The sequence below is a fragment of the Bradyrhizobium jicamae genome, from assembly GCF_001440395.1.
Taxonomy (GTDB): Bacteria; Pseudomonadota; Alphaproteobacteria; order Rhizobiales; family Xanthobacteraceae; genus Bradyrhizobium; species Bradyrhizobium jicamae.
Genome location: NZ_LLXZ01000218.1, coordinates 74,370 through 101,210, shown reverse-complemented (window position 1 = coordinate 101,210; position 26,841 = coordinate 74,370). Strand labels below are relative to the sequence as shown.

25 protein-coding genes are annotated in these 26,841 nt (G+C 63.5%); 19 read left to right on the top strand and 6 right to left on the bottom strand.

The features are described 5' to 3' along the window. Positions 1-837: MutS N-terminal domain-containing protein (locus CQ12_RS38710; protein ID WP_488226010.1), on the bottom strand; the 837-nt coding region annotated here is incomplete at its 3' end. Positions 838-1,076: 239 nt separating this feature from the next. Here CQ12_RS38710 and pcaF point away from each other — a divergent pair. From pcaF to CQ12_RS38640, 14 genes are all read left to right on the top strand, one after another. Further along, positions 1,077-2,285: a 3-oxoadipyl-CoA thiolase gene (gene pcaF, locus CQ12_RS38705; RefSeq protein WP_057840474.1), complete on the top strand. Its 1,209-nt coding sequence runs from the start codon at positions 1,077-1,079 to the stop codon at positions 2,283-2,285. Positions 2,286-2,420: 135 nt separating this feature from the next. Further along, positions 2,421-3,122: a protocatechuate 3,4-dioxygenase subunit beta gene (gene pcaH / locus CQ12_RS38700; protein WP_057840473.1), complete on the top strand. Its 702-nt coding sequence runs from the start codon at positions 2,421-2,423 to the stop codon at positions 3,120-3,122. Next, positions 3,123-3,728 (top strand): protocatechuate 3,4-dioxygenase subunit alpha, encoded by a 606-nt coding sequence (gene pcaG, locus CQ12_RS38695; protein ID WP_057840472.1) that lies wholly within the window; start codon positions 3,123-3,125, stop codon positions 3,726-3,728. A 30-nt stretch (positions 3,729-3,758) separates the two neighbouring features. After that, positions 3,759-4,652 (top strand): dioxygenase family protein, encoded by an 894-nt coding sequence (locus CQ12_RS38690; protein WP_057840471.1) that lies wholly within the window; start codon positions 3,759-3,761, stop codon positions 4,650-4,652. Between the two features lie 39 nt (positions 4,653-4,691). Beyond that, positions 4,692-5,648: a LysR family transcriptional regulator gene (locus CQ12_RS38685; protein ID WP_057840470.1), complete on the top strand. Its 957-nt coding sequence runs from the start codon at positions 4,692-4,694 to the stop codon at positions 5,646-5,648. Between the two features lie 128 nt (positions 5,649-5,776). After that, entirely contained in the window at positions 5,777-6,667 is an 891-nt protein-coding gene (locus tag CQ12_RS38680; RefSeq protein WP_057840469.1) for a shikimate dehydrogenase, read from the top strand. A gap of 52 nt (positions 6,668-6,719) precedes the next feature. Beyond that, positions 6,720-7,856, top strand: a complete 1,137-nt coding sequence (locus tag CQ12_RS38675) for an ABC transporter substrate-binding protein (RefSeq protein WP_057840484.1) — start codon at positions 6,720-6,722, stop codon at positions 7,854-7,856. A 94-nt stretch (positions 7,857-7,950) separates the two neighbouring features. Then, positions 7,951-8,826, top strand: coding sequence for a branched-chain amino acid ABC transporter permease (locus CQ12_RS38670; RefSeq protein ID WP_057840468.1), 876 nt, complete (start codon positions 7,951-7,953; stop codon positions 8,824-8,826). Continuing rightward, the gene (locus CQ12_RS38665) at positions 8,823-9,821 is read left to right on the top strand and encodes a branched-chain amino acid ABC transporter permease (RefSeq protein WP_057840467.1); all 999 of its coding nucleotides are present in this window, start codon (positions 8,823-8,825) and stop codon (positions 9,819-9,821) included. Before CQ12_RS38670 ends, CQ12_RS38665 begins: the two co-directional genes overlap by 4 nt. Further along, positions 9,818-10,561, top strand: coding sequence for an ABC transporter ATP-binding protein (locus CQ12_RS38660; protein WP_057840466.1), 744 nt, complete (start codon positions 9,818-9,820; stop codon positions 10,559-10,561). Before CQ12_RS38665 ends, CQ12_RS38660 begins: the two co-directional genes overlap by 4 nt. 13 nt (positions 10,562-10,574) lie before the next feature. Then, a complete protein-coding gene (locus tag CQ12_RS38655) occupies positions 10,575-11,312 on the top strand; it encodes an ABC transporter ATP-binding protein (protein WP_057840465.1) in 738 nt (245 codons plus the stop codon). Continuing rightward, a complete protein-coding gene (locus tag CQ12_RS38650) occupies positions 11,309-13,180 on the top strand; it encodes a bifunctional sugar phosphate isomerase/epimerase/4-hydroxyphenylpyruvate dioxygenase family protein (protein ID WP_057840464.1) in 1,872 nt (623 codons plus the stop codon). Before CQ12_RS38655 ends, CQ12_RS38650 begins: the two co-directional genes overlap by 4 nt. A gap of 43 nt (positions 13,181-13,223) precedes the next feature. Next, positions 13,224-15,053 (top strand): tannase/feruloyl esterase family alpha/beta hydrolase, encoded by a 1,830-nt coding sequence (locus CQ12_RS38645; RefSeq protein ID WP_057840463.1) that lies wholly within the window; start codon positions 13,224-13,226, stop codon positions 15,051-15,053. A gap of 52 nt (positions 15,054-15,105) precedes the next feature. Next, complete coding sequence (locus CQ12_RS38640) at positions 15,106-16,026, top strand: DMT family transporter (protein ID WP_057840462.1); 921 nt, start codon at positions 15,106-15,108, stop codon at positions 16,024-16,026. Positions 16,027-16,057: 31 nt separating this feature from the next. Here the strand turns inward: CQ12_RS38640 and CQ12_RS38635 are convergent, their stop codons facing one another. Genes CQ12_RS38635 through CQ12_RS38625 form a run of 3 tightly spaced genes read right to left on the bottom strand, consistent with a single transcriptional unit; the run spans position 16,058 to position 19,257 of the window. After that, positions 16,058-17,617, bottom strand: a complete 1,560-nt coding sequence (locus tag CQ12_RS38635) for an MDR family MFS transporter (protein WP_057840461.1) — start codon at positions 17,615-17,617, stop codon at positions 16,058-16,060. 4 nt (positions 17,618-17,621) lie between these two features. Beyond that, positions 17,622-18,785, bottom strand: a complete 1,164-nt coding sequence (locus tag CQ12_RS38630) for an HlyD family secretion protein (protein ID WP_057840460.1) — start codon at positions 18,783-18,785, stop codon at positions 17,622-17,624. Further along, a complete protein-coding gene (locus CQ12_RS38625) occupies positions 18,778-19,257 on the bottom strand; it encodes a MarR family winged helix-turn-helix transcriptional regulator (protein ID WP_057840459.1) in 480 nt (159 codons plus the stop codon). The genes CQ12_RS38630 and CQ12_RS38625 overlap by 8 nt, the downstream gene beginning before the upstream one ends. 156 nt (positions 19,258-19,413) lie before the next feature. On the opposite strand from CQ12_RS38625, the gene CQ12_RS38620 reads away from it, so the two are divergent. Both CQ12_RS38620 and CQ12_RS38615 read left to right on the top strand, forming a co-directional pair. Next, a complete protein-coding gene (locus tag CQ12_RS38620; protein WP_057840458.1) occupies positions 19,414-19,899 on the top strand; it encodes a Fur family transcriptional regulator in 486 nt (161 codons plus the stop codon). A 172-nt stretch (positions 19,900-20,071) separates the two neighbouring features. After that, complete coding sequence (locus CQ12_RS38615) at positions 20,072-21,010, top strand: DMT family transporter (protein ID WP_057840457.1); 939 nt, start codon at positions 20,072-20,074, stop codon at positions 21,008-21,010. 106 nt (positions 21,011-21,116) lie between these two features. On the opposite strand, the gene CQ12_RS38610 is transcribed toward CQ12_RS38615, so the two are convergent. Further along, the gene (locus CQ12_RS38610) at positions 21,117-21,992 is read right to left on the bottom strand and encodes a sulfurtransferase (RefSeq protein WP_057840456.1); all 876 of its coding nucleotides are present in this window, start codon (positions 21,990-21,992) and stop codon (positions 21,117-21,119) included. A 265-nt stretch (positions 21,993-22,257) separates the two neighbouring features. Between CQ12_RS38610 and ispG the strand changes: the two genes are divergently transcribed. The 3 genes from ispG (at position 22,258) to CQ12_RS38595 (ending at position 26,072) form a co-directional block, all read left to right on the top strand. Continuing rightward, complete coding sequence (ispG, locus tag CQ12_RS38605; RefSeq protein ID WP_057840455.1) at positions 22,258-23,544, top strand: flavodoxin-dependent (E)-4-hydroxy-3-methylbut-2-enyl-diphosphate synthase; 1,287 nt, start codon at positions 22,258-22,260, stop codon at positions 23,542-23,544. Between the two features lie 128 nt (positions 23,545-23,672). Beyond that, the gene (locus CQ12_RS38600) at positions 23,673-24,566 is read left to right on the top strand and encodes a TauD/TfdA dioxygenase family protein (protein ID WP_057840454.1); all 894 of its coding nucleotides are present in this window, start codon (positions 23,673-23,675) and stop codon (positions 24,564-24,566) included. A 165-nt stretch (positions 24,567-24,731) separates the two neighbouring features. Next, the gene (locus tag CQ12_RS38595; RefSeq protein ID WP_057840453.1) at positions 24,732-26,072 is read left to right on the top strand and encodes a Rieske 2Fe-2S domain-containing protein; all 1,341 of its coding nucleotides are present in this window, start codon (positions 24,732-24,734) and stop codon (positions 26,070-26,072) included. Between the two features lie 96 nt (positions 26,073-26,168). On the opposite strand, the gene CQ12_RS38590 is transcribed toward CQ12_RS38595, so the two are convergent. Then, the gene (locus CQ12_RS38590; RefSeq protein ID WP_057840452.1) at positions 26,169-26,543 is read right to left on the bottom strand and encodes a nuclear transport factor 2 family protein; all 375 of its coding nucleotides are present in this window, start codon (positions 26,541-26,543) and stop codon (positions 26,169-26,171) included. Positions 26,544-26,841: the final 298 nt, after the last annotated feature.

The following is a 26,841-nucleotide window of genomic DNA, read 5'->3' as shown; positions in this document are numbered from 1 at the left end:
ACGTTTGCCGACCTGGGTGCGGTCGATATAGGTGACGGCGGCTGCAGCGGCGGTTGCTTCCAGCCGCGACATCGCGGAAAGACCGTCCATGGTCGCGACTGCGAAATAATCGCACAGGCGTCTCTCCGCGGTGGCACCGTCAAAGACGTCGCGGGTCAGCGGCGTCACCGACGGCAGCTCGCGCAGCAGCGGTCCGAGATCCGCATCGCCGTAGAGCGCGTCGGTGACGATGGCCTCGTTCGGATTGATCCGCGCCAGTGTCGCCGCCAGTTCCGCGGTCGAGCATTCCGTGACCATGAACTCGGACGTGGAAATATCGATCCAGGCGAGGCCGATGCGGTCGCCGCCGGCAGAGGCGCGGGCGCGCGCAATTGCCAGCAGGTAGTTATTGGTGCGGGCGTCGAGCAGCGTGTCTTCGGTCAGCGTGCCCGGCGTCACCAGCCGCACCACGCCGCGGGCAACCACGCTCTTGTTGCCGCGGGCGCGTGCCGCCGCGGGATTTTCCGTCTGCTCGCAGACGGCAACGCGATGGCCGGCATTGATCAGCCGATGCAGATAGTCCTCGGAGCGCTCCACCGGCACGCCGCACATCGGGATATCCATGCCCTGATGCTTGCCGCGCTTGGTCAGCACGATGCCGAGCGTCCTGGAGGCGATCTCAGCATCCTCGAAGAACAGCTCGTAGAAATCGCCCATCCGATAGAACAGCAGCAGGCCGGGATGGGCGGCCTTGATCTCGAGATACTGTTCCATCATCGGCGTGACGCGCGAATTTGCGTCAGCGGCCGGCGTGGCTTCGGGAGGCGCGGGGGCGGGGATGGATTGCTGGATCGTCATGCGGGCGGCAAGCTACAAAATTTCACCGTCCGGTCCTATTCCCTTACCCCCATTGTCAGAGTTTTCCACGCCCTGCGGCGAAGAATTGATCATGCCCGCCACGAGGGCATGGCGGCCCCCCGCGAAAGCAACGCACGGGAAACGACGCCTCAATTGACCTGCCGCGGGCACGCTCCTAAAACTCGCCAACAGTTCCGTTGGGCTCAACGCCTAAAGCACGGCATTCAGGGAGAGATTCTATGCGTGATGTATTCATTTGTGATGCCGTCCGGACCCCGATCGGCCGTTTCGGCGGCTCGCTCGCCAAGGTGCGCGCCGACGATCTGGCCGCCACCCCGATCAAGGCATTGATGGCGAAGCATCCGAATCTCGACTGGTCGCAGGTGGATGAGGTGTTTTACGGCTGCGCGAACCAGGCCGGCGAGGACAACCGCAACGTTGCGCGTATGGCGCTGTTGCTCGCGGGCATGCCGGAATCGGTTCCCGGTCAGACCCTCAATCGCCTGTGTGCGTCCGGCCTCGATGCAGTCGGTGCGGCAGGGCGGGCGATCCGCGCCGGGGAAATCGATTTCGCGATTGCCGGCGGCGTGGAGTCCATGACTCGCGCCCCGTTCGTGATGGGCAAGGCGCCGGAAGCGTTCGCGCGCTCAGCCGACATCTACGACACCACCATCGGCTGGCGCTTCATCAATCCCCTGATGAAGGCGCAGTATGGCGTCGATGCGATGCCGGAGACCGGCGAGAACGTCGCCGAGGAATTCCAGGTCTCGCGCGCCGATCAGGATGCGATGGCGATCCGCTCGCAGCAGCGCGCAGGCGCGGCGATCGCGGCCGGTTATTTCGCCGAGGAGATCACGCCGGTCCAGGTGCCCGGCGGCAAGGCTGGCCCGATCACCGTCGACAAGGACGAGCATCCGCGCCCCGAGACCACGCTGGAAGGCTTGACGAAACTGAAGCCGATCGTGCGCAATCCCGGCACGGTCACGGCGGGCAACGCCTCCGGCGTCAATGACGGCGCGGCCGCGATGATCCTCGCTTCCGAAGCCGCGGTGAAGAAGCACGGGCTGACGCCGCGGGCGCGCATCCTGGGGTTGGCCTCGGCGGCGGTGCCGCCGCGCATCATGGGCATCGGGCCGGTGCCGGCGACCAGGAAGCTGATGGAGCGGCTCGGCATCAAGATCTCCGACTTCGATTTGATCGAGCTCAATGAAGCCTTCGCCTCGCAGGGCATAGCCTGTCTGCGGCAACTGGGCGTCAAGGACGATGCCGACTTCGTCAACCCGCATGGCGGCGCAATCGCGCTCGGCCATCCGCTCGGCATGAGCGGCGCGCGGCTGGCGCTGACGGCGGTGCACGGCATGGAGAAGCGGGGCGGGAAGCTTGCCTTGGCAACCATGTGCGTCGGCGTTGGTCAGGGCGTTGCGGTGGCGATCGAAAAGGTCAATTAAGACAACGATTTGGGAGGGCGAAAAATCGCCCTTTCCCAAATTAGTTATGTCATATAATGATCTGGCGGCGCGGCTCAGCGACAAAATCGCAAAGTGATTTTGCGCTGATAGCGCGAGGCGAGGGAGGAATTCGACATGACATTGGTCTATCCAGTGCAATCACTCGCGGCGCATCCGCCGCGGTTGTCTCCCGCCTACAAGAGCACGGTCAAGCGCTCGCCCTCCAAGCCGCTGATTCCGATGCGGCACACGCTGTCGGAATTGACCGGCCCGGTCTATGGCCACGAAACGGTGCGCGAGCACGATCACGACCTCACCATTCAGGGCAAGGGCGAGCCGATCGGCGAGCGCATCATCGTGCACGGCCATGTGCTCGATGAAGACGGTCGCGGTGTGCCGAACGCGCTGGTCGAGCTTTGGCAGGCCAATGCCTGCGGTCGCTATGTCCACGTCGTCGATCAGCATCCCGCGCCGCTTGATCCGAATTTCACCGGCGCTGGCCGCGCGCAAACCGATGCGGAAGGTTATTACCGCTTCGTCACCATCAAGCCGGGCGCTTACCCCTGGGGCAATCACCACAACGCCTGGCGTCCCGCCCACATCCACTTCTCGGTGTTCGGCCACGCCTTCGTCTCGCGTCTCGTCACGCAGATGTATTTCCCCGGCGATCCCTTGTTCCCGTTCGATCCGATCTTCAACTCGGTCACCGACGAGAAGGCGCGCAACCGGATGGTCTCCGCCTTCGATCTTGACAACACCAAGCCGGATTGGGCGCTGTGCTACCGCTTCAACATTGTGCTGCGCGGGCGCAACGCCACGCCGATGGAGAACAAGTAAGTGCCACAGGCCAAGCCGGACGGGGTCACCCCGTCGCAAACCGTCGGTCCCTATTTCGCCTACGGCTTGACGCCGGGCGGCAAGTACGAGTGGAACGACGCGTTCACCAACAACCTCGTCACGCCGGATGCGTCGGGCGAGCGCATCCGCGTCGAAGGAACGGTGTTTGATGGCGACGGCGTGCCTGTTGTCGATTGCATGCTGGAGATCTGGCAGGCGGACGCGCAAGGGCGCTTCTCCGATCCGCAGGACAAGCGCGCGCTGCCGAACTCATCGTTCAAAGGATTCGGCCGCATCGGCACCGACGCAAAGGGCGCTTACGCCTTCGACACCATCAAGCCGGGCTCGCTGCCCGATCCCGACGGCAAGCCGCAGGCGCCGCATATCGTGCTCGCCGTATTCGCGCGCGGCATGCTGCTGCATCTCTATTCCCGGATCTATTTCGACGGCGAGGCCGCCAATGCTGCCGATCCCGTGCTGGCGCTGGTGCCGGCCGAACGCCGCGCCACGCTGATCGCGACGCGGCAGCCGGGTAACGGCAACGCCGTCTATCGCTTCGACATCCATCTGCAGGGTGACAAAGAGACGGTTTTCTTCGACGTGTAGGCGCAACGACACGGCCGCCGGGGGTGCGGAATGATCATCGGGCGTCAGCAGGATGTCACGGTTGCGGCGACTTCCGTGATGGAGCGGACGTCGGACTCGCGGTTGCGCGAGATCATGGTGTCGCTGGTCGAGCACCTGCACGGTTTCGTCCGTGACGTCAGGCTGACCGAAGCGGAGTTTCGCGAAGCCACGGCGATTCTCGCCGAGATGGGCCGGCAATCGAACGATACGCACAACGAAGTCGTGCTGATGGCGGGTTCGCTCGGCGTCTCAGCGTTGGTCTGCCTCCTGAACAATGGCGACAACGGCAACACCGAAACGGCGCAATCATTGCTCGGCCCGTTCTGGCGATTGAACTCTCCCCGTACCGAAAACGGCGGCTCGATCGTCCGGTCCGAAACGCCGGGGGCAGCGCTCTTTGTCACCGCGCGCGTCGTGGATCAGGCCGGCAATCCGGTTGCCGGGGCGGAGGTGGATGTCTGGCACGCCTCGCCGGTCGGCCTTTACGAGAACCAGGACCCCGAACAGGCGGAGATGAACCTGCGCGGGAAGTTCACGACCGATGCCGATGGTCGTTTCGCCTTTCGTTCGGTGATGATGGTCGGCTATCCGATCCCGACCGACGGCGTGGTCGGGCGGCTGCTGAAGGCGCAGGACCGGCATCCCTATCGGCCGGCGCATCTGCATGCGCTGATCGTCAAGCCGGGATTCAAGGTCTTGATCTCCCAGGTCTACGATCCCGCCGATCCGCACATCGACAGCGACGTGCAGTTTGGCGTGACCAAGGCGCTGATCGGCGATTTCGTGCGTCATGACGAGCCGCATCCGACCGCGACGGACGTCCGCCCGCCCTGGTACTCGCTCGACCATGTCTACAGGATGGAAGCGGGCGAGGCCGTGCTACCGCGCCCGCCGATCAAATAGGATGTCGCGCGTTATCCAGTTTCCGCGGAGTTGCTGCACATGATGACGCTTCGCCAGGTCGAGGTGATCCGCGCCGTGATGGTGACCGGCACGATCGGCGGCGCGGCGAGGCTTCTGAACGTGTCGGCGCCCGGCATCAGCCGCCTGGTGAAATACACCGAGAAATCGCTGGGCGTCCGCTTTTTCCAGCGCCAGAACGGGCGCTACTTCCCGACGGCTGAGGCCCGCAACATTTTCGAGCAGATCAACGGCGTCTATGAGAAGATGGACGATCTCACCGAGATCATCTCCAAGATCGGGCGCGGCGATCTGTCCGAACTGCGCATCGGTTCGGTGCCGAGTATCTCGCAGGTCATGGTGCCGCGCGCGATCGAACGGGTCCGTCGGCGCTATCCGGAGCTGCGGATCGACATCAACATTCTGAAGATCGAGGAGGCCGTCGACTATCTGCTGCTCGGCCGCGGCGATTGCGTCGCCATGAGCTACCGGCTCGAGCACCCCGGCCTCGACTTCCTGCCGCTGGCATCAGGCGAATTGTTCTGCATCGTGCCGGCGGGGCATGAACTGGCCGGATGCAAGCAGGTTTCGGCCAAGGAGATCATCCGCTATCCCCTGATCGGCATCGATCCCAACGATCCCTATGGGCGGATCATGGCGGAGATCTTTGCGCGCAACAAACTCGACTATGACATCACCATCCGCGCGCGCTTCGGCACCACGGTGTGTGCGCTGGTCAAGGCCGGCCTCGGCATTGCCGTGATCGATCAGTTCACCGTCGCGCACGGCGGCTATCCCGGCGTTGACCTGCTGAAGATCGTCGAGCCCACCAGGTTCGACACGTATATCGCGGTGAAACGCGGCGCGCCGCTGTCGCTGCATATCGAGCATTTCATCGAATGTCTGCGCTCGGAAATGCGGGCGGTGGGGCCGGTTAAGGCCGCGCCACGAAAGCCGGAGTCCAGGCCCCGCAGGGAAACAACACCGCGAAATAAATAACATGATGTTATCTATCTGGCATAAATGGGTAATTGTGTTAGGTCGGCAAAACGCTATCGTTCGATCGGATCGGGGCGTATCCCGAGCCGTCCGCTGCCGCTAAAGCGCATTTGTGCCAAGACGAGATCATGAGCCCTGCCGCCCGTCCCATTGCCCCGGCCGACCGCCGCTTTCTCACCGGCTTGATCGGTGCGCCGATCGCGCATTCGGCGTCTCCGGCGATGCATGAGCGGGCCGCCGAAGCGCTCGGCGCCCATTGTCACTACCAGCTGATCGAAGTTGCGGGCGCTGGCCGCGAAGATCTGCGGCTGCTGCTCGACGGTGTGCGCCGCCTGGGCTTTGCGGGCGTCAACGTCACCTTCCCCTACAAGGAAGCCGTAATTTCCCTGCTCGATGATCTGTCGCCGGGCGCGCGCGCCGTCGGCGCGGTCAACACCGTCGTGGTCCGGGATGGCCGGCTGATCGGACATAACACCGACACGACTGGATTTGCCCGGGCGATCGCCGGCCTTGTCCGCGATCCCGCGCAGAGCCGCGTCGCCGTGATCGGCGCCGGCGGTGTCGGCAAGGCAATTGCCTTCGCATTGGCGGAGATAGGCGTCAGCGATATCCGGATCTTCGATACCGACGCCGCCAAGGCGACGCAACTTGCGGGCCAGATCGAGAATCGCGCCAGCGCAAAGGTTGCCGGCAGCGTCGAGGAAGCCATGCGCGGCGTCACCGGCGTGGTCAACGGCTCGCCGGTCGGCATGCTGCCGAACCGCGGCACGCCGGTACCGGAAGCATTACTGCACGGGGATCTCTGGGTGGCGGATGCGGTGTATACACCGCTCTGGACGCCGCTGTTGAACGCCGCCAAGGAGAGGGGCGCCGAGGTCATGACCGGGCGCGAACTCGCGATCTATCAGGCCGCGGATGCCTTTGAACTGTTCACGGGATTGAAGCCGTCGGCGATCGAGATGGGAAATGCATTCGACGCCGTGATGGCCAAACGCTACGCTAAAGTGAACGCAGCTTGACAACGCGGCCGGTCACAAGGTCGCGCATTGGATCAAAGAAGAGGGGATGGAAATGAGATCAGGATTTTTCGCAGGGCTCCTGCTTGCCACCGTGTCGGCCACAGCCGCTTTCGCGCAAGGCGCGCCGATCAAGCTCGCCGATGTCGCCGAACTGTCCGGTGGCGGCGCCACCGTCGGCAATAACTGGAAAAACGGCATCGACCTCGCGATCGAAGAGATCAATGCCAAGGGCGGCGTCCTCGGCCGCAAGCTCGAAGTCACGCACGCGGATTCGCAGTCGAACCCCGGCGTTGCGCGCGCACAGGTGCAGAAGGCGCTCGACAATGAGCCCTACGTCCTGCTCGGGCCCGGCTACTCCGGCTCCGTCAAGGTCACGTCGCCGCTCGCCGCGGAAGCCGGCATCGCGCAGATCATGGGCGGCGAAGCCGCTGAACTGACGCAAGGCGGCAACAAGTTCCTGTTCCGCACATCCTTCGGCCAGCAATCGTCGATGCCGAAGGTCGCCAAATACATCAATGACGAGCTGAAGGCGAAATCGGTCGCGGTCGTCTGGGTCAACAACGATTTCGGCAAAGGCGGCCGCGACGTCATCACCAAGGAATTCGCCAAGTACAACATCAAGGTTGCGGCTGACCTTTCCACGGAAGCGGGACAGGCGGACTTCGCTGCCGACGTCAGCAAGATCAAGGCCGCGGCACCCGATGCCGTCTTCATCTACCTCAACGAGGAAGAGAGCGCGCGGATACTGAAGGAGCTGAAGCGCCAGGCGGTCACCGTGCCGCTGATGGGCGAGACGACGCTGGTCGGCCAGAAGGTGGTCGAACTCGCCGGCGATGCCGCCAACGGCGCGCGCGGCCATGTCGGCCTTACCACCGATGCGCCGGTCGATTTGGTCAAGGCCTTCAGGGAAAAGTTCGTCAAGAAATACAACTACGTCCCCGACCATAACGGGCTGAAGGGCTATCTCGCGATCTACATGATCAAGGCGACCACCGACAAGATGGGCAAGGTCGATCCCAAGGCGTTCGCCGACACACTTCACGGCCTCACCATCAAGGCCGCGAACGAGCCCGGCATCCTGATGGACGTGACCTTCGACGAGAAAGGCGACATCGACCGCCAGGGCTTCCTGGTCGAGATCGTCGAGGGCAAGCAGGTCGTCAAGCAGGTGCTGCCGAAGCTGAATTAAGCCGGATGGGCGCGTGCGTTTGAGCGTTCGCGCCCGGCGATCAGCACAACGAAATCATTGGCGCCGTCCGTGCGTGACGGCTGAGGGGAGAAGCATGTCCAATCTGCTCGATCTTCTCGTGGCAGGTCTTGCGACCGGGGCGATCTATGCTCTCGTCGCGGTCGGGTTCACGCTGCTGTGGCAGACGTCGCAAACCATCAATTTCGCGCAGGGCGAATTTGTGATGCTGCCGGCGTTCCTGATGCTGGCGGTGATGCACGCGGGCGCGCCGTTCTGGCTCGCCATCATCCTCGGCATCCTGCTGTCGCTGCTGCTGCTTGGGCTCGGCTTCAAGCTGCTGCTGGTCGATCCGATGCTCCGCCACGGCGTGCTGCCGCTGGCGATCGCGACCATGGCGCTGGCGATCGGCATGAAGGAAGCGGTGAAGCAGTTCTTCAGCGCCGAAGCCTCGCCATTCCCCTCCATCGTGCCGGCCGGTGACGTCTCGATCCTCGGCCGGGTGATCTCGCTGCAGAGCCTCGGCGTGCTCGCGCTCGCGATCGCCGTGGTGATCGGCCTGACCCTGCTGCTGAACCGTACCTCGATCGGCCACCAGATGCAGGCGACCGCGCAGAACCCGACAGTCGCCCGCATCATCGGCGTGCCCGTCGAACGCATGATCCTGCTGACCTTCCTGATCAACGCCTTTCTGGTCGCGCTGGCCTCGCTGCTGATCACGCCGATCTATCTGGCGAAATTCTCCTCCGGCGAAGTGCTGGGACAGGCGGCGTTCATCGCGGCGATCGTCGGCGGCTTCAACCAGGTGCGCGGTGCGATTGCCGGCGGTCTCCTGATCGGCGTGGTCGACAATCTGGCGGCAGCCTATGTGTCGACGCAGTATCGCGCCGCGGTGCCGATGGTTCTTCTGATCGTCATTATTCTGTTCCGGCCGCAGGGCCTGCTCGGCCGGCCCGAGGAGCGCACGGTATGACCATCAACGGAAAATACTGGCGCATCGCGCTCGGCATCGCCGTCATTGCGGCGCTGATCATCGTGCCGATGAATTTCAACCGCTACGGCCTCTACATCCTGAGCCAGTGGGCGGTGATGACGATCGCCGCGATGGGGCTCAACCTGACGCTCGGATATGCCGGCCAGGTGTCGCTGGCGCAGGGCGCGTTCGTCGGCATCGGCGCCTATACGGCGGCGATCATGACCACGCAGGGGCTGCCGCTGATTGCGGCGCTCGGCGTCGCCATCGTGCTGTGCTTTGCGATCGGCTGGATCCTCGGCTATCCCGCCCTGCGCGTGCAGCATCACTATCTTGCTTTCGTGACGCTGGCCTTCTCGACGCTCGCCTTCCTGGTGTTCCGCAACGAGGACTGGCTCACCAAGGGCATCTACGGCATATCAGGCATTCCACGGCCCAATGTCCTCGGCTTTGCCACCAACCGGCCGCTGCCGTTCTATTACTTCTGTCTCGGCTCGCTCGCCATCGTCTCGCTGGCGATGTGGTGGCTGATCCGCTCGCCCTGGGGCCGCGCCTTCGTGGCGCTGCGCGAAAACCCGGTGCGGGCGCTGTCGCTCGGCATCGACACAAGACGCTACACGCTGATGGCATTTGCAATCGGCTCTGCTCTCGGCGGCGTCGCCGGCACGCTTTACGCGCCGCTGACGCAGTATATCGATCCGGTGCCGTTCAACCTCTCGCTATCGCTCGACCTCTTGATGATGGTGATCGTCGGCGGCTCCGGCTTCTTCTTCGGGCCGTTCCTCGGCGCGATGATCGCGGTGCTGCTGCCGGAATGGCTGCGCTTCACGCAGGGGTACTATTTGATGCTCTATGCGGTCGCGGTGATGCTGCTGCTGATCTATTCGCCTACCGGCATCCTCGGCATTCTCGATCGCTATCTGGCCGAGCGGCGCACCAAGGCGGCATCGGCACTGCGCGCAGTTGCCAAATCGAGATTGGAGACGGCGCCATGACCGCGGTCCTCGAAGTCACCAACGTCAAGAAGAGCTTTGGCGGCATCAAGGCCGTCGACGGTATCAGTTTCGACGTGCAGGAGGGCGAGATCCTCGGCCTGATCGGCCCGAATGGATGCGGCAAGTCCACGCTGTTCAACTGCATCCTCGGCCAGTTGGCGCCGACCGACGGCGAGGTGAAGGTCGACGGCAAGGTTGTCACCGGATTGCGGCCGTCCGAATTGAATCGACTCGGCGTCAGCCGCACCTTCCAGCTCCTGCAGGTGTTCCCGAAACTGTCGGTGCGGGAGAACCTGATCCTCGCCGGCCAGGAGCATCAGGGCAACATGATGTCGCGGCTGTTCGGTCCATCGGATGCCGGACTGTCTGCGGCCGCGGACCAGATGATCGGCTTCTTCAAGCTCGATCATCTCGCCACCGAAGCGGCGGGCGGCCTGTCCTACGGCCAGCAAAAACTGCTCGACGCCGCGATGGCGTTCATGGGCGGGCCGCGGCTGGTGCTGCTCGACGAGCCCGCCGGCGGCGTCAACCTCACCATGCTCGGCGATCTGAAGGAACGGCTGGCGGCGATCAATCGCGAGAAGCGCGCCACCTTCGTCGTGATCGAGCACAACATGGAATTCGTGATGTCGCTGTGCACGCGCGTGATGGTGATGGCGGAAGGCAAGCTGCTGGCGATGGGCACGCCGGCCGAAGTGCGCGCCAATCCGGCCGTCATCGAAGCCTATCTCGGCCACTGAAGGGATCGATCCCATGAGCGATGCCATCCTCGATGTACAAGGCCTCGTCGGCGGCTACGGCAAGATGACGATCCTCAACGGCACCAGTTTTTCGGTGCCAGCAGGCTCCATCACCACCGTGATCGGGCCGAACGGCGCGGGAAAATCCACCGTGTTCAAGGCGATCTTCGGCCTGTTGAAGCTGCGCGAAGGCAAGGTCGTATTCAAGGGGCGCGATGTCACCGGGCTGAGCCAGCGCGAACTGCTCAATGCAGGCATCTGCTACGTGCCGCAAGGGCGCAACATCTTCCCGGAACTGTCGGTGCGCGACAACATCCAGCTCGGCGCCGTCGTTGCGCGTGACATCGCCGATCTGCCCGCCAGGATCGAGGCGGCGCTCGATAAATTCCCGGTGCTGCGCAAGAAGGCGACGCAGCAGGCATCGACGCTGTCGGGCGGCGAGCAGAAGCAGCTCGAAGTCGTCCGTGGCCTCCTGCTCAATCCGCAACTGGTGCTGATCGACGAGCCGTCGATCGGGTTGTCGCCGCTGATGGTGCAGCAGACCTTCAACATCCTGAAGGAATTGCGCGACCGCGGCGTGTCGATCCTGATGATCGAGCAGAATGCGCGCTCGGCGCTGGAGATTTCCGACTACGGCATCGTGCTCGAACTCGGCCAGACCCGGCTCGTCGACAAGGCCGACCGCGTGCTGAACGATCCCCGCATCGGGCAACTGTTCCTGGGCGGCGCGATGACGGAGACGGCCGCATGAACAAGCGCTCGATCGCTACCGTTTCGCTCAGCGGCGCGCTCGACGAAAAGCTGCGCGCGATCGCCGAAGCCGGCTTCGATGCCGTCGAGATTTTCGAGAACGATCTGCTCTCGTTCAACGGCAGCCCGCGCGACGTCGGCCAGATGTGCCGGGATCTCGGGCTGTCGATCTGCGCCTTCCAGCCGTTCCGCGACTTCGAGGGCATGCCGGAGCCGCAGCGCGGGCGGAATTTCGCGCGCGCCGAGCGCAAGTTCGACCTGATGCAGGAACTGCAGACCGACCTGATGCTGATCTGCAGCAACATCTCGCTGGCCTCCCTCGGCGGCGTCGATCGCGCCGCCGCCGATTTTCGCGAACTGGGCGAGCGGGCTGCAGCGCGGGGCCTGCGCGTGGGCTATGAGGCGCTGGCCTGGGGCCGTCATGTCAACGACTATCGCGACGCCTGGGAGATCGTGCGGCGCGCCGACCACACGGCGATCGGCGTCATCCTCGACAGTTTTCATGCGCTGGCGCCTTCGTTCCCGACGCTGCCGATCCAATCGATTCCCGCCGACAAGATCTTTCTGGTGCAACTGGCCGATGCGCCGAAGCTCGGCCTCGACGTGCTGTCGTGGAGCCGGCATTTCCGCTGTTTTCCCGGGCAGGGCGATCTTCCGGTCGCGCGTTTCGTGCAGGACGTGCTGGCCACCGGCTATGCCGGCCCGCTGTCGCTCGAAATATTCAACGATCAGTTCCGCGCCGGCTCTGCGGTCCGCACCGCGACCGACGGGCTGCGTTCGCTGATCCTGCTTGAGGATGACGTCCGCGCGGCGGCGTCAAGCGTTCCGGCGGCGCCGCTGCCGCCGAAAGCGCACAGCCGTGGCGTCGGCTTCATCGAATTCGCCGTGAGCGAGGAAAAAGCCAAAGGCCTCGCCGCGCTGTTCGGCCAGCTCGGTTTCCGCAGGACCGGTGCCCATCGCAGCAAGGACGTCGAGCGCTGGTCGCAGGGCCATATCGACCTCGTCATCAACTGCGAGCCGGATGGCTTTGCGCATTCGCACTTTGTCGCGCATGGACCCGGCGTCTGCGCCATCGCCGTCGACGTGGACGATGCCGGCAGGACCATGGCGCGGGCGGAGGCGTTGCAGGCACGCACCTTCTACCAGCCGGTCGGGCCGGGCGAGCTGGAGATTCCGGCGATCCGCGGCGTCGGCGGCAGTCTGCTGTATTTCCTCGAACAGGCCGGCAAGAACTGGGACCTCGATTTTGAGTCCCTGCGCAGCGATGCGGCTACCGACCGGCTCGATGCCGTCGACCATATCTCGCAGTCGATGCCCTATGACGAGATGCTGTCGTGGCTGCTGTTCTACACCGGCATTCTCGATCTGGAGCGCCTGCCGCAGATGGAGATCGCGGACCCGGTCGGGCTGGTGCAGAGCCAGGCGTTGATCAATGGCAATCAGGGCCTGCGCATGGTGCTCAACGGTTCGTCAGCCACCCGCACGCTGTCGGCCCGCTTCATCCACGAATTCTTCGGCTCCGGCGTGCAGCATGTCGCGTTCTCCTGCGGCGACATCTTCGCCGCGATCGCCGACATGCGCGCGCGGGGTGCCGACTTCCTGAAGATTCCCGACAATTACTACGACGACATCGAAGCCAAATACGGCCTCGATGCCGACATGATGGCCGCGCTTCGCCACAACCAGATTCTCTACGACCGCGAAGGCGACGGCGAATTCTTCCAGGTCTATACCCACGCGTTCGACGAGCGGTTCTTCTTTGAGATCGTAGAACGCCGCAACTATCACGGCTTCGGCGCCGCCAACGCCGCGATCAGGCTCGCGGCCCAGACCCGCGAATCGCGGCCGCTGACCATGCCCAAGGCGTAACTATCGGATTGGAAAACAAGAAGACTAAAGGGGGAGCGAGACGATGTCGATCATGAAACGGAAGGCCGTTGGCGCAACATTGCTGCTTGCTGCCTGCGGTTATCTCTCGCCGGCGTGGGCCGATGCGCTTTCCTGCGATGACGGGATCAAGACGGCGTTCCGCCCCGACGCCGACACCAAGGTCATCGCGGTCCGGCTGGTGAAGAAGGGCGAGGAGCTGAAGGCGCCTGACGCGCCTCAGCCGGTAACCGCGGCGGCCGATCTGTGCCTGGTCAAGCTGTTGGTCGGCCCCGGTGCCACGGCGGAAAAGGACAAGAACGCGCGCTCGTATTCCGAAGGCATCGGCATCGAGGTTTGGCTGCCGACGCCTGCCAACTGGAACGAGCGCATCCGCAACTATGGCGGCGGCGGATGGGTCGGCGGCGGTCATCGCTATGCCGACAAGATCGGCAGCAAGGTGCCGGCGATCGTCAATGCCAATATCGGCTATGCATCGGGCACCACTGACGCCGGCCAGCCCTGGTATCAGGATGGCTCGTTTGCATTCCTGTCGGACGGCAAGGTCAATGTGGAATCGCTGCGCGATTTCTCGGTGCGGGCCATGGTGGAGCAGGCCGTCAAGACAAAGGCGCTGGTCAACCTCTATTACGGCAAGGCGCCGAAATATGCCTATTACGACGGCCATTCGCAGGGCGGCCGGCAAGGCCTGAAGCTCGTGCAGGAATACCCTGAACTCTATGATGGCTACATGATCGCGCAGCCGGCGCTGAGCATCGCGAAATTCGGAACGGCGGGTCTTTATCCGCAGATCGTGATGAAGACCGAGCTCGGCTTCACCTCGGCGGACAAGCCCAAGGCCACAGCCTTCGCTGCCAAGATCGCCGCCGCCAACAAGCGCGCGGTAGCCGCCTGCGACAAAGCGGGCCTCGGCTTCCTGCTCGATCCCTTTGCCTGCGACTACAATCCCGCGCGCGATGCCGACATGCTGTGCACAGGCGAAGCCGGCGAGGGTGTCACCGGAAGTAACGCCGATGCCGCGGCCTGCATGAGTCTGAAGGAGGCGAACGCGCTGAACCGGATCTGGTACGGCGCGACCAGCGATGGAAGTTTCGATGCCGCGCAGAGCGCCGGGGCGCGATCCGGCAAATCGCTCGGCAAGAATCAGCTCTGGTGGACGTTCACCAAGAGCACCGCCATCGGCAATTTGATCACCAGCGCTTCCTCCTACGGTGTCGCGCTGGCGCTGCAGGATGTCGGCTACGCGCCCGATGCCAGTACGTCGTCGGGCGAACCGATCACGAATGCCTCGACCAATGCCCGCAACAAGTGGCTGGAGCTGGATTACGCCGGGCTTGCCGACGCCGTGAACAAGGGCGTCGCACTGCAGCCGACGCTGTTCAGCGATCTCATCACCGACAAGGCAGATCTTGCCAAGCTGCGCGATCTCGGCCGCAAGGTAATCGTCCACACCGGCCTCGTCGACGACGCGATCCCGCCGGCCGGCAACATCAATTACCACGAGCGCGTGGTGGCGGCGATGGGCGGCGATACCGAGGTGCAGAAGTTCATGCGAATGTATCTTGTGCCGGGTTCGGCGCACTCTTCGCAAGGTCGGGCCTACACGGTCGGCGGCAAGAACGATACCGTGCCGCTGCCGAAGCTGCCTGGCAATGCCAACCAGACGCCGACGCGCGAGCAGGATCAGTTCTTCACGGCGCTGATCGACTGGGTCGAGAAGGGCGCCGCGCCCGGCGAAATCCTGCTGACCTCGCGCGACAATAGTCTTAGTTATCCCGTCTGCGTTTATCCGCTGCGGACGACCTGGAATGGCAACGGAGACGCAAAGCAGGCTTCGAGCTATAGCTGCCGGTAGGCCGGCGGGTTAGGATCGTGTCGTCGGTAGCGACGTCAATACCGGATTGGACATGATCGAACCCAAGGAAAGCGCGCGCCGCGCGCGCGACATGCTGGGCCTGCTCGGCTTTCTGCTGATTGCCACTGCCCAGGTCTCGAACATGATCCTGGCGCGCGGCGTTGCCGGCAGCGTTCCGCCGTTCTCGATTGCGTTCTTTCGCTGGAGTATCGTGGCGCTCGGCCTCCTGCCGGCCGTCGTGATAGCGCTGCGGGAAAAGCCCGGCGTGTTGCGCGGGCAGACGCTCGGCATCGTCGTGGCCGGTTTCCTCGGCATGTTCGTCTGCGGCGGCCCGGTCTATGTCGCCGGTGTTACGACCTCGGCGATCACGCTGTCGCTGATCATGGCGCTCGCCCCGCTCGTGGTCCTGCTGTTTTCGTTCCTGTCGGGACAGGAAGCCGTCCATCGAAGCCAGATCATAGGCATGCTGCTCTCGCTGGCGGGCGCCGCATTGATCATTACCAAGGGGCAAGCCGCCATCGGAGGAGGCGTGGCGCTCGGCGATCTGCTCGCTTTGCTGGCGATGCTGGGTTGGGCGGGGTACACCCTGTTGCAGAACCGTGTCGGCAGCGGGGTAAGCTTTCTGGCGCGAATCGGTCTGTTCGCCGCGGCAGGCGCGATGTTCTCGCTGCCCTTCGCCATCCACGAAATGTGGGCCGCGCCGGCCGCCGCGTTCAGCGGGCGTGCGGCGCTGGTCTATCTCTTCGCGGGGTTGGTGCCCGGGCTTTTTGCCTATTCGGCCTATGCCTATCTCGGCGTGAAGTTCGGTGCGGTGTCGACGTCGCTCAGCCTCTATCTCGGTCCGATCGTGAGCGCCGTGCTGTCGATCCTGTTTCTGAGCGAGGCGCCGACCATGATCCATCTGATCGGCGGCGCGCTGTCGCTTGGCGGCATGTGGCTGAGCCTGCAGGCCAAGCAGGGTGCGGCGAAATAGCACCGGCCATGACGTTGAGAGAATGCTCCCGTTATTCCATGACAGCATGGTCAGGCGCGACCGATTGCTGGCGCAGCGTCGCCTTGGTCGAGCCGATCATGATGGCGAGCGGGATGGCGCAGGCGGTGAAGATCATCACCAGCTGGTAGTCGTGCGAGAACGCGATGATCTGCGCCTGCGCCTTGACCGTCACATCCGCCAAGGCGCGGCCCTTGTCGGTGGCGAGGTCGATCATGTCGCGTACTCCTGGCATCTGCAGGGCGTGATTGAACGGATTGATATGTTCCGACATGACGGCGTAGGTGTAGCGCGTGCCCTGTGTCAGTTGCGCGATCACGAGGGAGATCCCGATCGAGCTGGCGACGTTGCGCATCAAGGTGAGCATCGAGGTGCCGTCGGTGCGCAGATGATTGGGCAGCGTCAGGAAGGCTACCGTGGACAGTGGGACGAAGACGAGACCAAAACCAAAGCCCTGGACCACGCTGATGATTACGATCTCGGTCGCGCCGGTCTGGTCGGTCCAGCCGGTCATGTAGTATAGCGACAGACAGGTGATGCCGAGGCCCGAGACGATCAGCGTTCGAGCCTCGATATGGTTCATCATGCGGCCGACCAGCATCATCGCCACGAACGTGCCGCAGCCGCGGCTCGCCAGCAGAAGCCCGGCGGTGATGATGGGATAGCCGATCACGTTCTGCAGGAACGGCGACGACAGCGCCATGGTCGAGAACAGCACCAACCCCATCACGGCCATGAACACGCAGCCGGCAACGAAATTCTTGTCCTTGAACAGCGCGAACTGGATGAACGGATGCTGCGTCGTCAGTGAATGCGCCAGGAAATAATAGAAGCCGATGCCGGCGACGATGAATTCGGCGATGATCTCGTTGGATTCGAGCCAGCCGAGCTGCTCGCCGCGGTCGAGTGCAAGCTGCAGCGCGCCGATCGCGATAGCCAGCGCGGTGAAGCCGAACCAGTCGAAGCGCAGCCCAAGATCCTTCTTCGTCTCGTCCATGAAGATGATGAGGCCGAGCACGGTAATGACGCCGAACGGCAGGTTGACGAAGAACACCCAATGCCAGGAATAGGTCTCGGTCAGCCAGGCGCCGAGCGAGGGACCCATGATCGGTCCCATCATCACGCCCATGCCCCAGATCGCCATTGCTTTCGCCCGCTCGTGCAGCGCGTAGGAATCGAGCATCACCGCCTGCGACAGCGGCACCAGCGCCGCGCCGAACACGCCCTGCAGCAGGCGAAACACCACCATCTGGGTGATATCCTGCGCCAGTCCGCACATCACGGACGCAATGGTGAAGCCGGCCGAGCAGATGATAAAGATGCTCTTTCGGCCGAAGCGATTGGCGATCCACCCGACCGGCGCGGTCATGATCGCGGCGGCGACGATGTAGGAGGTCAGCACCCAGTTGATCTGGTCCTGCGAGGCCGACAGCGTGCCCTGCATATAGGGCAGCGCGACATTGGCGATCGTCGTGTCCAGCGCCTGCATGATGGTCGCCGTCATGGCGCAGATCGTCACCATGTTCCGGCGCAGGCCGGGAACGGCAGCCGATAATGCGCCGGGCGTCGGCATGGCGTTATTCGTGGTCCTGGTTTGCCACCGCGGGCGAGAGGCCGAGCAGGGCCGACAGCGAGCGGCGATGGTTGGTGTCGATCGTGGCGTAGACGCTCATGCCGGCCTTCAGCTTGCGGACGAACTTGTCGTTCCTGTCGAAATAGATCCGCACCGGCACGCGCTGCACCACTTTCACGAAATTGCCTGAGGCGTTCTGCGGCGGCAGGATCGCGAACTGGGCGCCGGTGCCGGGCGAAAGCGAGCCGACGGTGCCCTTGAACGGATGGTTGGGGAAGGCATCGACCTCGAGGGTCACGGACTGGCCGACCGCGACATAGGTGAAATCGGATTCTTTCGGGTTGGCGTCGACCCACGGGTTAGAGGTGTCGATGATGCTGAACACCGGCGTGCCGGCGGTGACGAAGCGACCGAGCTGGATCTGCTCGACCTGGGTGGCGATGCCGGCCATCGGCGCGCGCATCACCGTGTGGTCGAGATTGCGCTGGGCCTGGTCGAGCGCCGCCTTGGCCTGGGCGTAAGGCGGGAATTCGGCGAGCGGCAGCTCCGGGTTGCCGAGCAGTTGCGCCTTGGCGGTCGCGATCTTCTGCTGCAGCAGCTGATACTGCGCGCTCGCGGTGACGAGGGCGGTCGACGCATTGTCGAGGTCGAGCTGCGAGCCGAAATTATTCTTCACCAGCGAAGACTTGCGTTCGACGTCGCGCCGCTTCAGCTCCATGCCCTGTTGCGACAGCTCGCTCATCTGGCCGTAGATCTTGAGGTCCGCGATCAGATTGTCGTAGGTGACGTTGGCTTGCGCGAGACTGGCCTTTGCCTGCGCGACGGCGAGGCGGAACGGCACCGGATCGAACTCGAACAGCACGTCGCCGGGATTGACCTGCTGGCCCTCCTTCACCACCACCTTCTCGATCTTGCCGGAGATGTCGGGGGTGATCAGAACCTTTTGCGCGCCGACATAGGCGTCGTCGGTGGTCACATAGCGGCCGCCATTGAGATAGAACGTCACGCCGGCCACCAGCGCGACCAGCGGCAGCACTACCAATAGCAGGAAGCGGCGATAGCGGCGCAGGCCGGCCAGCAGGCGGCGGCGCGGCTCGGCCGCAAGTTTCGGCCGCGTCGTGGGGGCGCCCTTCTGCTCGGGCGGGAATTTGAGCACGGGATCAGCCATAACGCTGCTCCTTTCGCGGAGGTTCGTTCGCCGGATTCTGGACCGCGTTGCGAACGTTCTCCTTGATCAGGTCGAGTTGGTCGAGCAGGCGATGCGCATCGGCAGGGTTGATGCCATCGAGCGCGGTCGCCGTCAGTTCGGAGCGCAGCCCGGCAAGCTTGCCAAGTAACGGGCGCGCGGCCTTGCGCAGATAGAGGCGGTTGACGCGGCGGTCGTTCTCGTCGCCGCGGCGCTCGATCCAGCCATTGTCGCAGAGCTTGTCGATCAGCCGCGTCAGCGTGATCGGCTGCATCTCCATCTGTTCGGCGAGTTCCGATTGCTTCAGGCCCTCGGTCCGTTCGACCTTGGCCAGAACCGCCCATTGCGCGCGGGTGATGCCGTAGCGCGCCGCCTGCCGGTCGGCATAGGCGCGCATCATCCGCTGCACCTCGCCGAGCGTAAACAGGAAATTCATGTCCACCGAGCCGCGCATCGCCCTACGCCTCCATAAGCTAGCGATATAATAAGCTTGCTTATGAATTTCGCATGCCAAGTAAAAGATGGCCTGATCCGCTTCCAGCACATGGCTGGGAACCAATGGGCTACCGGGCTTTGGGGTTGGCCGCCAGAAGTGCTACAAAAGGCCGAGATGAGCGTGACAAAGCCGACATTTCCTGCACCCGACCACGATCACGGCCGCTGCACTGCGGAAGCGATAGCGCATGCCGAACAGGTTTGTGCGCGCCGGGCGCAGAAATTCACCCCGATCAGGCGCCAGGTCCTGCAGGCGCTGCTGTCCAGCCACCGCCCGCTCGGCGCCTATGAGGTGATCGACGAACTCGCCAAATCGATGCCGCGCCCGGCCCCGATCACGGTGTACCGCGCGCTCGATTTCCTGATGGAGAACGGCCTCGTCCACCGCATCGAGAGCCGCAACGCGTTCCTCGCCTGCGCGCATGACCATGACGAGACCTCGATGGTGGCGTTTTTGATCTGCGAGCTCTGCGGCTCCGTCGGCGAGATTCCCGCAGCCCCCGTGGCGCAAAGCCTCAACGCGGCGGCGCGCGCGTCAGGTTTTGCGCCAAAACTTTCCGTCGTCGAGATCGCCGGCACCTGCGCCCATTGCCAAAAGTAGGACAGGCATATTTAACCCAAAACACTTGCCCCGTCATTGCGAGGAGCGAAGCGACGAAGCAATCCATGCTTCAGCATACGCGGCGCGATGGATTGCTTCGCTTCGCTCGCAATGACGTGGTGAGAGCTGGATCATAATAACAATACGGTATTCAAGCCGGCCACGAGGATCGATGTCTTCCAAAAAAGTAGAACCTTCCGCCGGGCGTGCGCTCACTCCGGGCGCCATCGCCTTGATGCTGATGCTGTGCCTGAGCTGGGGTTTTAACCAGATCGCCGTCAAGCTCGCGCTGCCCGATGTGCCGCCGATGATGCAGGCGCTGATCCGCTCCGCCGGCGCGTTGCCGGTCATGCTGTTTGCCGGATGGCTGCGCGGCGTGAAATTCTTCGAGCGCGACGGTTCGCTGTGGCCCGGCCTTTTGGCCGGCACATTGTTCGGGATCGAATTCGTGCTGATCTTCACCGGGCTGGTGTTCACGTCGGCCTCGCGCGCGGCGGTGTTCCTCTACACCGCGCCGTTCTTTGTCGCGCTCGGCTCCTACCAGTTTCTAGGCGAGCGTTTGAGCATGCTGCAATGGAGTGGCCTCGGCCTCAGCTTTGCCGGCGTAGCACTGGCGATCGGTGTCCCGCAGGCGAACGTCGACGCAACAGTATTGCTGGGCGATTTGCTGGTGGTCGGCGGCGGCGCATTGTGGGGCGCGACCACGCTGATCGCCAAGGGTACAAAACTTCGTAACGCCGCGCCGGAAAAGGCGCTCAGCTATCAGGCCGCGGTGTCGATCCCGATCCTCGGCGGCGCATCGCTGCTGTTCGGCGAGAAGATCACGCACATGCCGAGCGCGTTGTCGATCTCGCTTCTGGCCTATCAGGCGATCTGGGTGGTGGGCTGCACCTTCGTGCTGTGGTTCGCGCTGGTGAAGACCTACTCGGCGAGCAAGCTTTCCTCATTCACCTTTTTCACGCCGCTGTTCGGCGTCGTCGCTGCCTATTTCATCCTGCACGACACGCTGACGATCGCGTTCGGCGTCGCGGCGCTGCTGGTCATCGCGGGGCTTTATCTCGTGAACAAGCCCGATCCGAAGGTGGTGCCGGATCCGAATGTGCCGGCTTAATCCCTGCGTCATTGCGAGCGCAGCGAAGCAATCCATCTATTTCCCTGCGGCGCTATGGATTGCTTCGCTTCGCTCGCAATGACGCGGAGAGAGCGCGAATCTGCGCCTACCCCGTCTCGATCGGCAGCGACGCATCCTTGGCCCACTCGCCCATCGAGCCGTCGTAGAGGGTGAGGTTGTCGTAGCCGAGCCGGTGCAGCAGGAACAGGTCGACCGTCGCCGAGATGCCGCCGCCGCAATAGGCGACGACGCGCTTGTCTTTGGTGATGCCCTGCGCCTTGAATTTCGCTTCGGCTTCCGCAAGCGGCACGAAGGCCTTGGTCTTGGGATCGAGCAGCGTCGCGGCCGAGACGTTGCAGCTGCCGGGCACGCGGCCGGGCCGGCCGTAGCGGCTGGGTTCCAGCCCCCTGTGAAACTGCGGGCCGAGGGCGTTGACGACGACGGTGCCATGCTCGGACGTGGCGGCGAGCGTTTCGTGCTTGTCGACGAAAAATCCGTCCTTCGGTTCTGCGACGAGCGTCGCCGGCGCATATCCCTTCGCAGGCCCCGTATCGAGCGGGCGTCCCTCGAATTTCCATTTGTCGAGGCCGCCGTCGAGCACTGATACGTTCTCGAAGCCCAGCGACTTGAGCATCCACCAGAATCGCGTCGCCCACATCGGGGTGCCGATGCTGTACAGCACCACCCGGCTGTCATTGGATATGCCGTGACGGCCGAACGCAGCCTCGAGCTGCGCCACATCAGGCATCATGAAGCGAAGTTCGGTACTGGCGTCGGAGAACTCAGCCTGCAGATCCAGAAAATCCGCGCCGGGAATATGACCGGCTTCGAAGGTGTGCCGTCCTGCTACGGTGAGATAGGGCTGGCTGGAGCCTTCGGGCGCGGGTTCGAGATAGGTGGTGCAGTCGAACAGGCGCAAATTCGGCCGGTCCAGGATGTCAGCGAGTTCCGCCGTCGAGATGAGCCCGTTATGCCCCGACATTGATGGCCTCCCTTTATTTTAGGCCAATGCTAGTGCCGGCATCGGGCCATGAAAAGGCGGCCGGGAGGGATGCCCGCCCTTTCAATTCGGCGATTCCTGTCCAATATAGCGGTTAACGGAAGACGAGGTCTTTTGCCCTGCTGCCGGCCGCCGCGGTCGACCTAAACCATTGAAGATACAGGACAAAAATCAAAGTGTGACGAGGCGCACAGCGCTTTCGGCACCCACTTGGTGATTGTCACCAAAACCTGATATTCGAGGCCCCATGAACAAGCCCGAAATAATCCCGCAAGACGACGTCGCAGGCCCCAAGGCCCGGCATAAAACCACCCAGGTCATGGTCGGCAATGTTGCCGTCGGCGGGGGTGCGCCGATCGTCGTGCAGTCGATGACCAATACCGACACCGCCGATATCGAAGGCACGATCGCCCAGGTCGCGGCACTGACGCGCGCCGGATCGGAAATGGTGCGCATCACCGTCGACCGCGAGGAGGCGGCCGCCGCCGTTCCGCATATCCGTGACGGCCTGCGCAAGCGCGGCATCACCACGCCCCTGATCGGTGACTTCCACTATATCGGCCACAAGCTGCTCGCCGAATATCCGGCCTGTGCCGAGGCGCTCGACAAGTACCGAATCAATCCCGGCAATGTCGGCTTCAAGAACAAGCGCGACAGCCAGTTCGCCGACATCATCGAGATCGCCAACAAGAATAACAAGGCGGTCCGTATCGGCGCCAACTGGGGTTCGCTCGATCAGGAGCTGCTGACCAAGCTGATGGACGAGAACACGGCGTCGCCAAACCCGCGCGATGCACGCGCGGTGACCCGCGAAGCGATGGTGCAGTCGGCATTGCTTTCCGCGGCGCGGGCGCAAGAGCTCGGCATGCCCAAGAACAAGATGATTCTTTCGGCGAAGGTTTCCGCCGTGCAGGACCTGATCGCGGTCTACCAGACGCTTGCCTCGCGTTCGGACTACGCCATCCATCTCGGCCTCACCGAAGCCGGCATGGGCTCGAAGGGCATCGTCGCTTCGTCCGCCGCGCTCGGCATCCTCCTGCAGGACGGCATCGGCGACACCATCCGCATTTCGCTGACGCCCGAGCCCGGCGGCGATCGTACTCTTGAGGTGCAGGTCGCGCAGGAATTGCTGCAGACCATGGGCTTCCGCACCTTCGTGCCGCTGGTTGCCGCATGCCCGGGCTGCGGCCGCACCACCTCCACCACGTTCCAGGAACTGGCGCGCTCGATCCAGGATTTCATCCGCGACGAGATGCCGAACTGGAAGACGCAATATCCCGGCGTCGAGCAGCTCAACGTCGCGGTCATGGGCTGCATCGTCAACGGCCCCGGCGAGTCCAAGCACGCCAATATCGGCATCTCGCTGCCCGGCACCGGCGAAGCCCCGGCCGCGCCGGTGTTCGTCGACGGCAAGAAGTTCCGCACCCTGCGCGGACCGACGATTGCCGCCGACTTCAAGGCGCTGGTGATCGATTATATTGACCAGCGTTATGGTGCGGGTGCCAAGACGCCGGAAACGACGGCGGCGGAGTGAAGCCGTAGCCCGGGTGGAGCGAAGCGAAACCCGGGATTCTCGCGCAATCTGATGGACTGATCCCGGATTGCGCTTCGCTCCATCCGGGCTACGATGCGTCCCAATCAAGAATGATTGGGAGAACGCCCATGAGCTCGCTGTCCGGCAAGCAAGGTCCTCGTTACAGGCACACCGCCGGCGACAGCGATCCCTACGAGACCATTGCGGTTGAAAAACTGACGCCGATCATCGGCGCGGAAATCTCCGGCGTCGACATCGGCAAGCTCGTCTCCGACGACGCGCGCTCCAATCGGCAGATGGACGAGATCCATCGCGCGCTTGCCGAGAACCTCGTGATCTTCTTCCGCGACCAGCACATCAGCTCCGACCAGCATCTTGCCTTCGGCCGCAAGTTCGGTGAACTGCACGTGCATCCGGCGGCGCCCAATGAGGGCGACCCGGCGCTGATGAAGATCTACGCCGACAAGGATTCGCCGCGCGCCAATGGCGAGGGCTGGCACTCGGACGTGTCCTGCGACCTCGAGCCGCCGATGGGATCGATCCTCTACATCAAGCAATGTCCGCCGCGCGGCGGCGATACGCTGTTCGCCAACATGTATGCGGCTTATGAGGCGCTGTCGGACCGCATGAAGACCTATCTCGACGGGCTCACCGCACTGCACGACGGCGAGCAGACCTATCGCGGGCTCTACGCCAATTACGGCGTCGCCGACCGCCCGGAATATCCGCGCGCCGAACACCCGGTGGTGCGGACACATCCGGTCACGGGCAAGAAGGTGCTCTATGTCAACCGCGGCTTCACCCGCCACATCATAGGCATCCCCCGTGACGAGAGCGATGCGATGCTGGCCTATCTCTACCAGCACGCGGAAAACCCGCTGTTCCAGTGCCGCTTCCGCTGGACCGAAAACGCCATCGCCTTCTGGGACAACCGCTGCGCCCAGCACCGCGCGATGTGGGACTACTGGCCGCATACGCGATCGGGTACGCGGGTGACGGTGAAGGGGGAGCGGCCGGTGTAAATTTCGTAGGGTGGGCAAAGCGCAGCGTGCCCACCATTCACGCCATGACGCGTTGATCGATGGTGGGCACGCTTCGCTTTGCCCACCCTACTGCTGCATTCGCGTTGACGCCTAGCCGCGTCTGCGTCAAGCTCCACCAAAAGCAAAAACATCCGGAGGACGCCCATGCTCCGCGCAGAAGACAACAAATTCCTCACCGAGAGCGGGTCCGGGACGGGGATGGGTGAATTGCTGCGGCGGTTCTGGCTTCCGGTGCTGCTATCGGCGGAATTGCCTGAAGCAGACGGCACGCCGAAGAAGATCGTCGTCATGGGCGAGGAGCTGCTCGCCTTCCGCGACACGCGCGGTGTGGTCGGCGTCATCGATCAATATTGCCCGCATCGCGGCGCCAATCTCTGGCTCGGCCGCAACGAGGAATGCGGCATCCGCTGCGTTTATCACGGCTGGAAGTTCGATACCGACGGCCGCTGCGTCGACATGCCGACCTCCTATCCCGATCTCAACGCAAAAGACCTGATCCGCATCAAGTCCTATCCGGTACGCGAATGGGGCGACATGATCTGGGCCTATATGGGCCCGGCGGACCAGGTGCCTGAATTGCCCGATCTGGAGATGGCGCTGGTGCCGCCGTCGCACCGCTACGTCACCAAGAAATGGCAGGACTGCAACTGGGTGCAGGCGCTGGAAGGCTCGATCGACACCGCGCATTTCACTTTCGCGCATCTCTCCTTCGAGAAGGAAGAGAACGAGATCCTCGACATCAAGAAGCACTTTGTGAATCCGCTCACGCGGGTGGCGACCGACCACATGCGCTGGATCGCCGAAGATCCGCGCCCCGTGATCAAGATCAATCCGCACGAGGCCGGCCTGACGGTCGCGGGCGGGCGGATGACCGGATCAGACAACATCTACTGGCGCATCGCCCAGTTCCTGATGCCGGTGCACGCCTATGCGCCGAGCTCGATGCCCGGCGAGAACATCTTCGGTCAGAGCTTCGTGCCGGTAACGGATACAAATTGCTGGATCTACACCTATGCGTGGAATCCGGAACGTCCGCTGACGCAGGCCGAACGCGACGGTTACGATCGCGGCAATGGCGTCATGGCCGTGGTCGACGAGAATTATGTGCCGCTGCGCAACAAGTCGAACGACTATCTGATCGACCGCAAGCTGCAGAAGACCTCCAGCTACACCGGCATCAAGGGCGTGTCCGAACAGGACGCCGCCGTGCAGGACAGCCAGGGCCCGATCGCCGATCGCACCCGCGAACATCTCGGCCCGACCGATCTCGGCATCATGCATTTCCGCAAGCTGGTCATGGATGCCGCCCGCGCGGTGCAGAAGGGCGAAGCGCCGCCGCACCTGAAGCATCAGGACCGCTATGCCGTGCGCTCCGGCGCCTGCGTCACCAGCAAGGCCAAGGATCTCACCGCGGTCATGATCGAACGCTTCGGCGATGCGGCGGGCTTCGTCGGCGGTCCCGGCAGGAACGCGGCGGCGGAGTAGGGACCTTCACTAACGCCATGCCCGTTGCACCTCATTCCGGCGTCTGGCCCGACGGCCGCGCGGAGGCTGGCCGGCGGGCGGGAAGGCGTGAACGGATTACTCGCGCAGATCGTAGCGGTAGGATTTCGAGACGATCTTCCAGCCGTCGCGCAGTTTCATTGCCACCAGATAGTCGGTGAAATAGCGCGGCGGCAATTGGCAGCGCACCTTGATGAAGGCGGTCTGCTCATCCGAGCGGTCGATGGTGACGATGAAGTCCTCGCGCGGCTTGCCTTCGGCCCTGGCAGAGGGGCGCTTGCGCACGCGATCGAGCCAGTCAGGCACGGTCAAAACCTGCAGCTCGCCTTTTTCCAGCCAGCGCAGATCGGCGGTGGCGTCGAAGATCGCGCCGAGCTTTTCGGCGTCGCCCTCATAGAGGCCATCGAAATAATTCTGCACCACGGCTTCGACGGTCGATCGGTCAGGATTCACGGATTTCCTCCCGGAATAACAGAAATTGTTCGGGGTGAATTAAGCCATGAACCGGCAGATTGCGCTATTGAGAAAAGGCGAACGCTCGCATCGCTGCGGCAGAAGGGATTTGTCCCGTGGGGCCGGGTGCCGCCCGATCCGGGAACCCCCGGCGCAAATGGCGCGGCAGTGGCCGAACCTTGCGGCCCGGTCGTCTGACTAAGGAAATAACGAGAGGCACGTTTCACGTTGGCGTGGTTCGTGACTTAACTCACAAAGCCGGGCCGCGGCTTCTGGTAGGCAGGCCGGTGTGGTAAAA

Coding starts and splice junctions, on each gene's coding strand:
- pcaF (WP_057840474.1), top strand. CDS start 1,077: ATGCGTGATGTATTCATTTGTGATGCCGTCCGGACCCCGATCGGCCGT.
- pcaH (WP_057840473.1), top strand. CDS start 2,421: ATGACATTGGTCTATCCAGTGCAATCACTCGCGGCGCATCCGCCGCGG.
- CQ12_RS38690 (WP_057840471.1), top strand. CDS start 3,759: ATGATCATCGGGCGTCAGCAGGATGTCACGGTTGCGGCGACTTCCGTG.
- CQ12_RS38685 (WP_057840470.1), top strand. CDS start 4,692: ATGATGACGCTTCGCCAGGTCGAGGTGATCCGCGCCGTGATGGTGACC.
- CQ12_RS38680 (WP_057840469.1), top strand. CDS start 5,777: ATGAGCCCTGCCGCCCGTCCCATTGCCCCGGCCGACCGCCGCTTTCTC.
- CQ12_RS38675 (WP_057840484.1), top strand. CDS start 6,720: ATGAGATCAGGATTTTTCGCAGGGCTCCTGCTTGCCACCGTGTCGGCC.
- CQ12_RS38670 (WP_057840468.1), top strand. CDS start 7,951: ATGTCCAATCTGCTCGATCTTCTCGTGGCAGGTCTTGCGACCGGGGCG.
- CQ12_RS38665 (WP_057840467.1), top strand. CDS start 8,823: ATGACCATCAACGGAAAATACTGGCGCATCGCGCTCGGCATCGCCGTC.
- CQ12_RS38660 (WP_057840466.1), top strand. CDS start 9,818: ATGACCGCGGTCCTCGAAGTCACCAACGTCAAGAAGAGCTTTGGCGGC.
- CQ12_RS38655 (WP_057840465.1), top strand. CDS start 10,575: ATGAGCGATGCCATCCTCGATGTACAAGGCCTCGTCGGCGGCTACGGC.
- CQ12_RS38650 (WP_057840464.1), top strand. CDS start 11,309: ATGAACAAGCGCTCGATCGCTACCGTTTCGCTCAGCGGCGCGCTCGAC.
- CQ12_RS38645 (WP_057840463.1), top strand. CDS start 13,224: ATGTCGATCATGAAACGGAAGGCCGTTGGCGCAACATTGCTGCTTGCT.
- CQ12_RS38640 (WP_057840462.1), top strand. CDS start 15,106: ATGATCGAACCCAAGGAAAGCGCGCGCCGCGCGCGCGACATGCTGGGC.
- CQ12_RS38635 (WP_057840461.1), bottom strand. CDS start 17,617: ATGCCGACGCCCGGCGCATTATCGGCTGCCGTTCCCGGCCTGCGCCGG.
- CQ12_RS38630 (WP_057840460.1), bottom strand. CDS start 18,785: ATGGCTGATCCCGTGCTCAAATTCCCGCCCGAGCAGAAGGGCGCCCCC.
- CQ12_RS38625 (WP_057840459.1), bottom strand. CDS start 19,257: ATGCGCGGCTCGGTGGACATGAATTTCCTGTTTACGCTCGGCGAGGTG.
- CQ12_RS38620 (WP_057840458.1), top strand. CDS start 19,414: ATGAGCGTGACAAAGCCGACATTTCCTGCACCCGACCACGATCACGGC.
- CQ12_RS38615 (WP_057840457.1), top strand. CDS start 20,072: ATGTCTTCCAAAAAAGTAGAACCTTCCGCCGGGCGTGCGCTCACTCCG.
- CQ12_RS38610 (WP_057840456.1), bottom strand. CDS start 21,992: ATGTCGGGGCATAACGGGCTCATCTCGACGGCGGAACTCGCTGACATC.
- ispG (WP_057840455.1), top strand. CDS start 22,258: ATGAACAAGCCCGAAATAATCCCGCAAGACGACGTCGCAGGCCCCAAG.
- CQ12_RS38600 (WP_057840454.1), top strand. CDS start 23,673: ATGAGCTCGCTGTCCGGCAAGCAAGGTCCTCGTTACAGGCACACCGCC.
- CQ12_RS38595 (WP_057840453.1), top strand. CDS start 24,732: ATGCTCCGCGCAGAAGACAACAAATTCCTCACCGAGAGCGGGTCCGGG.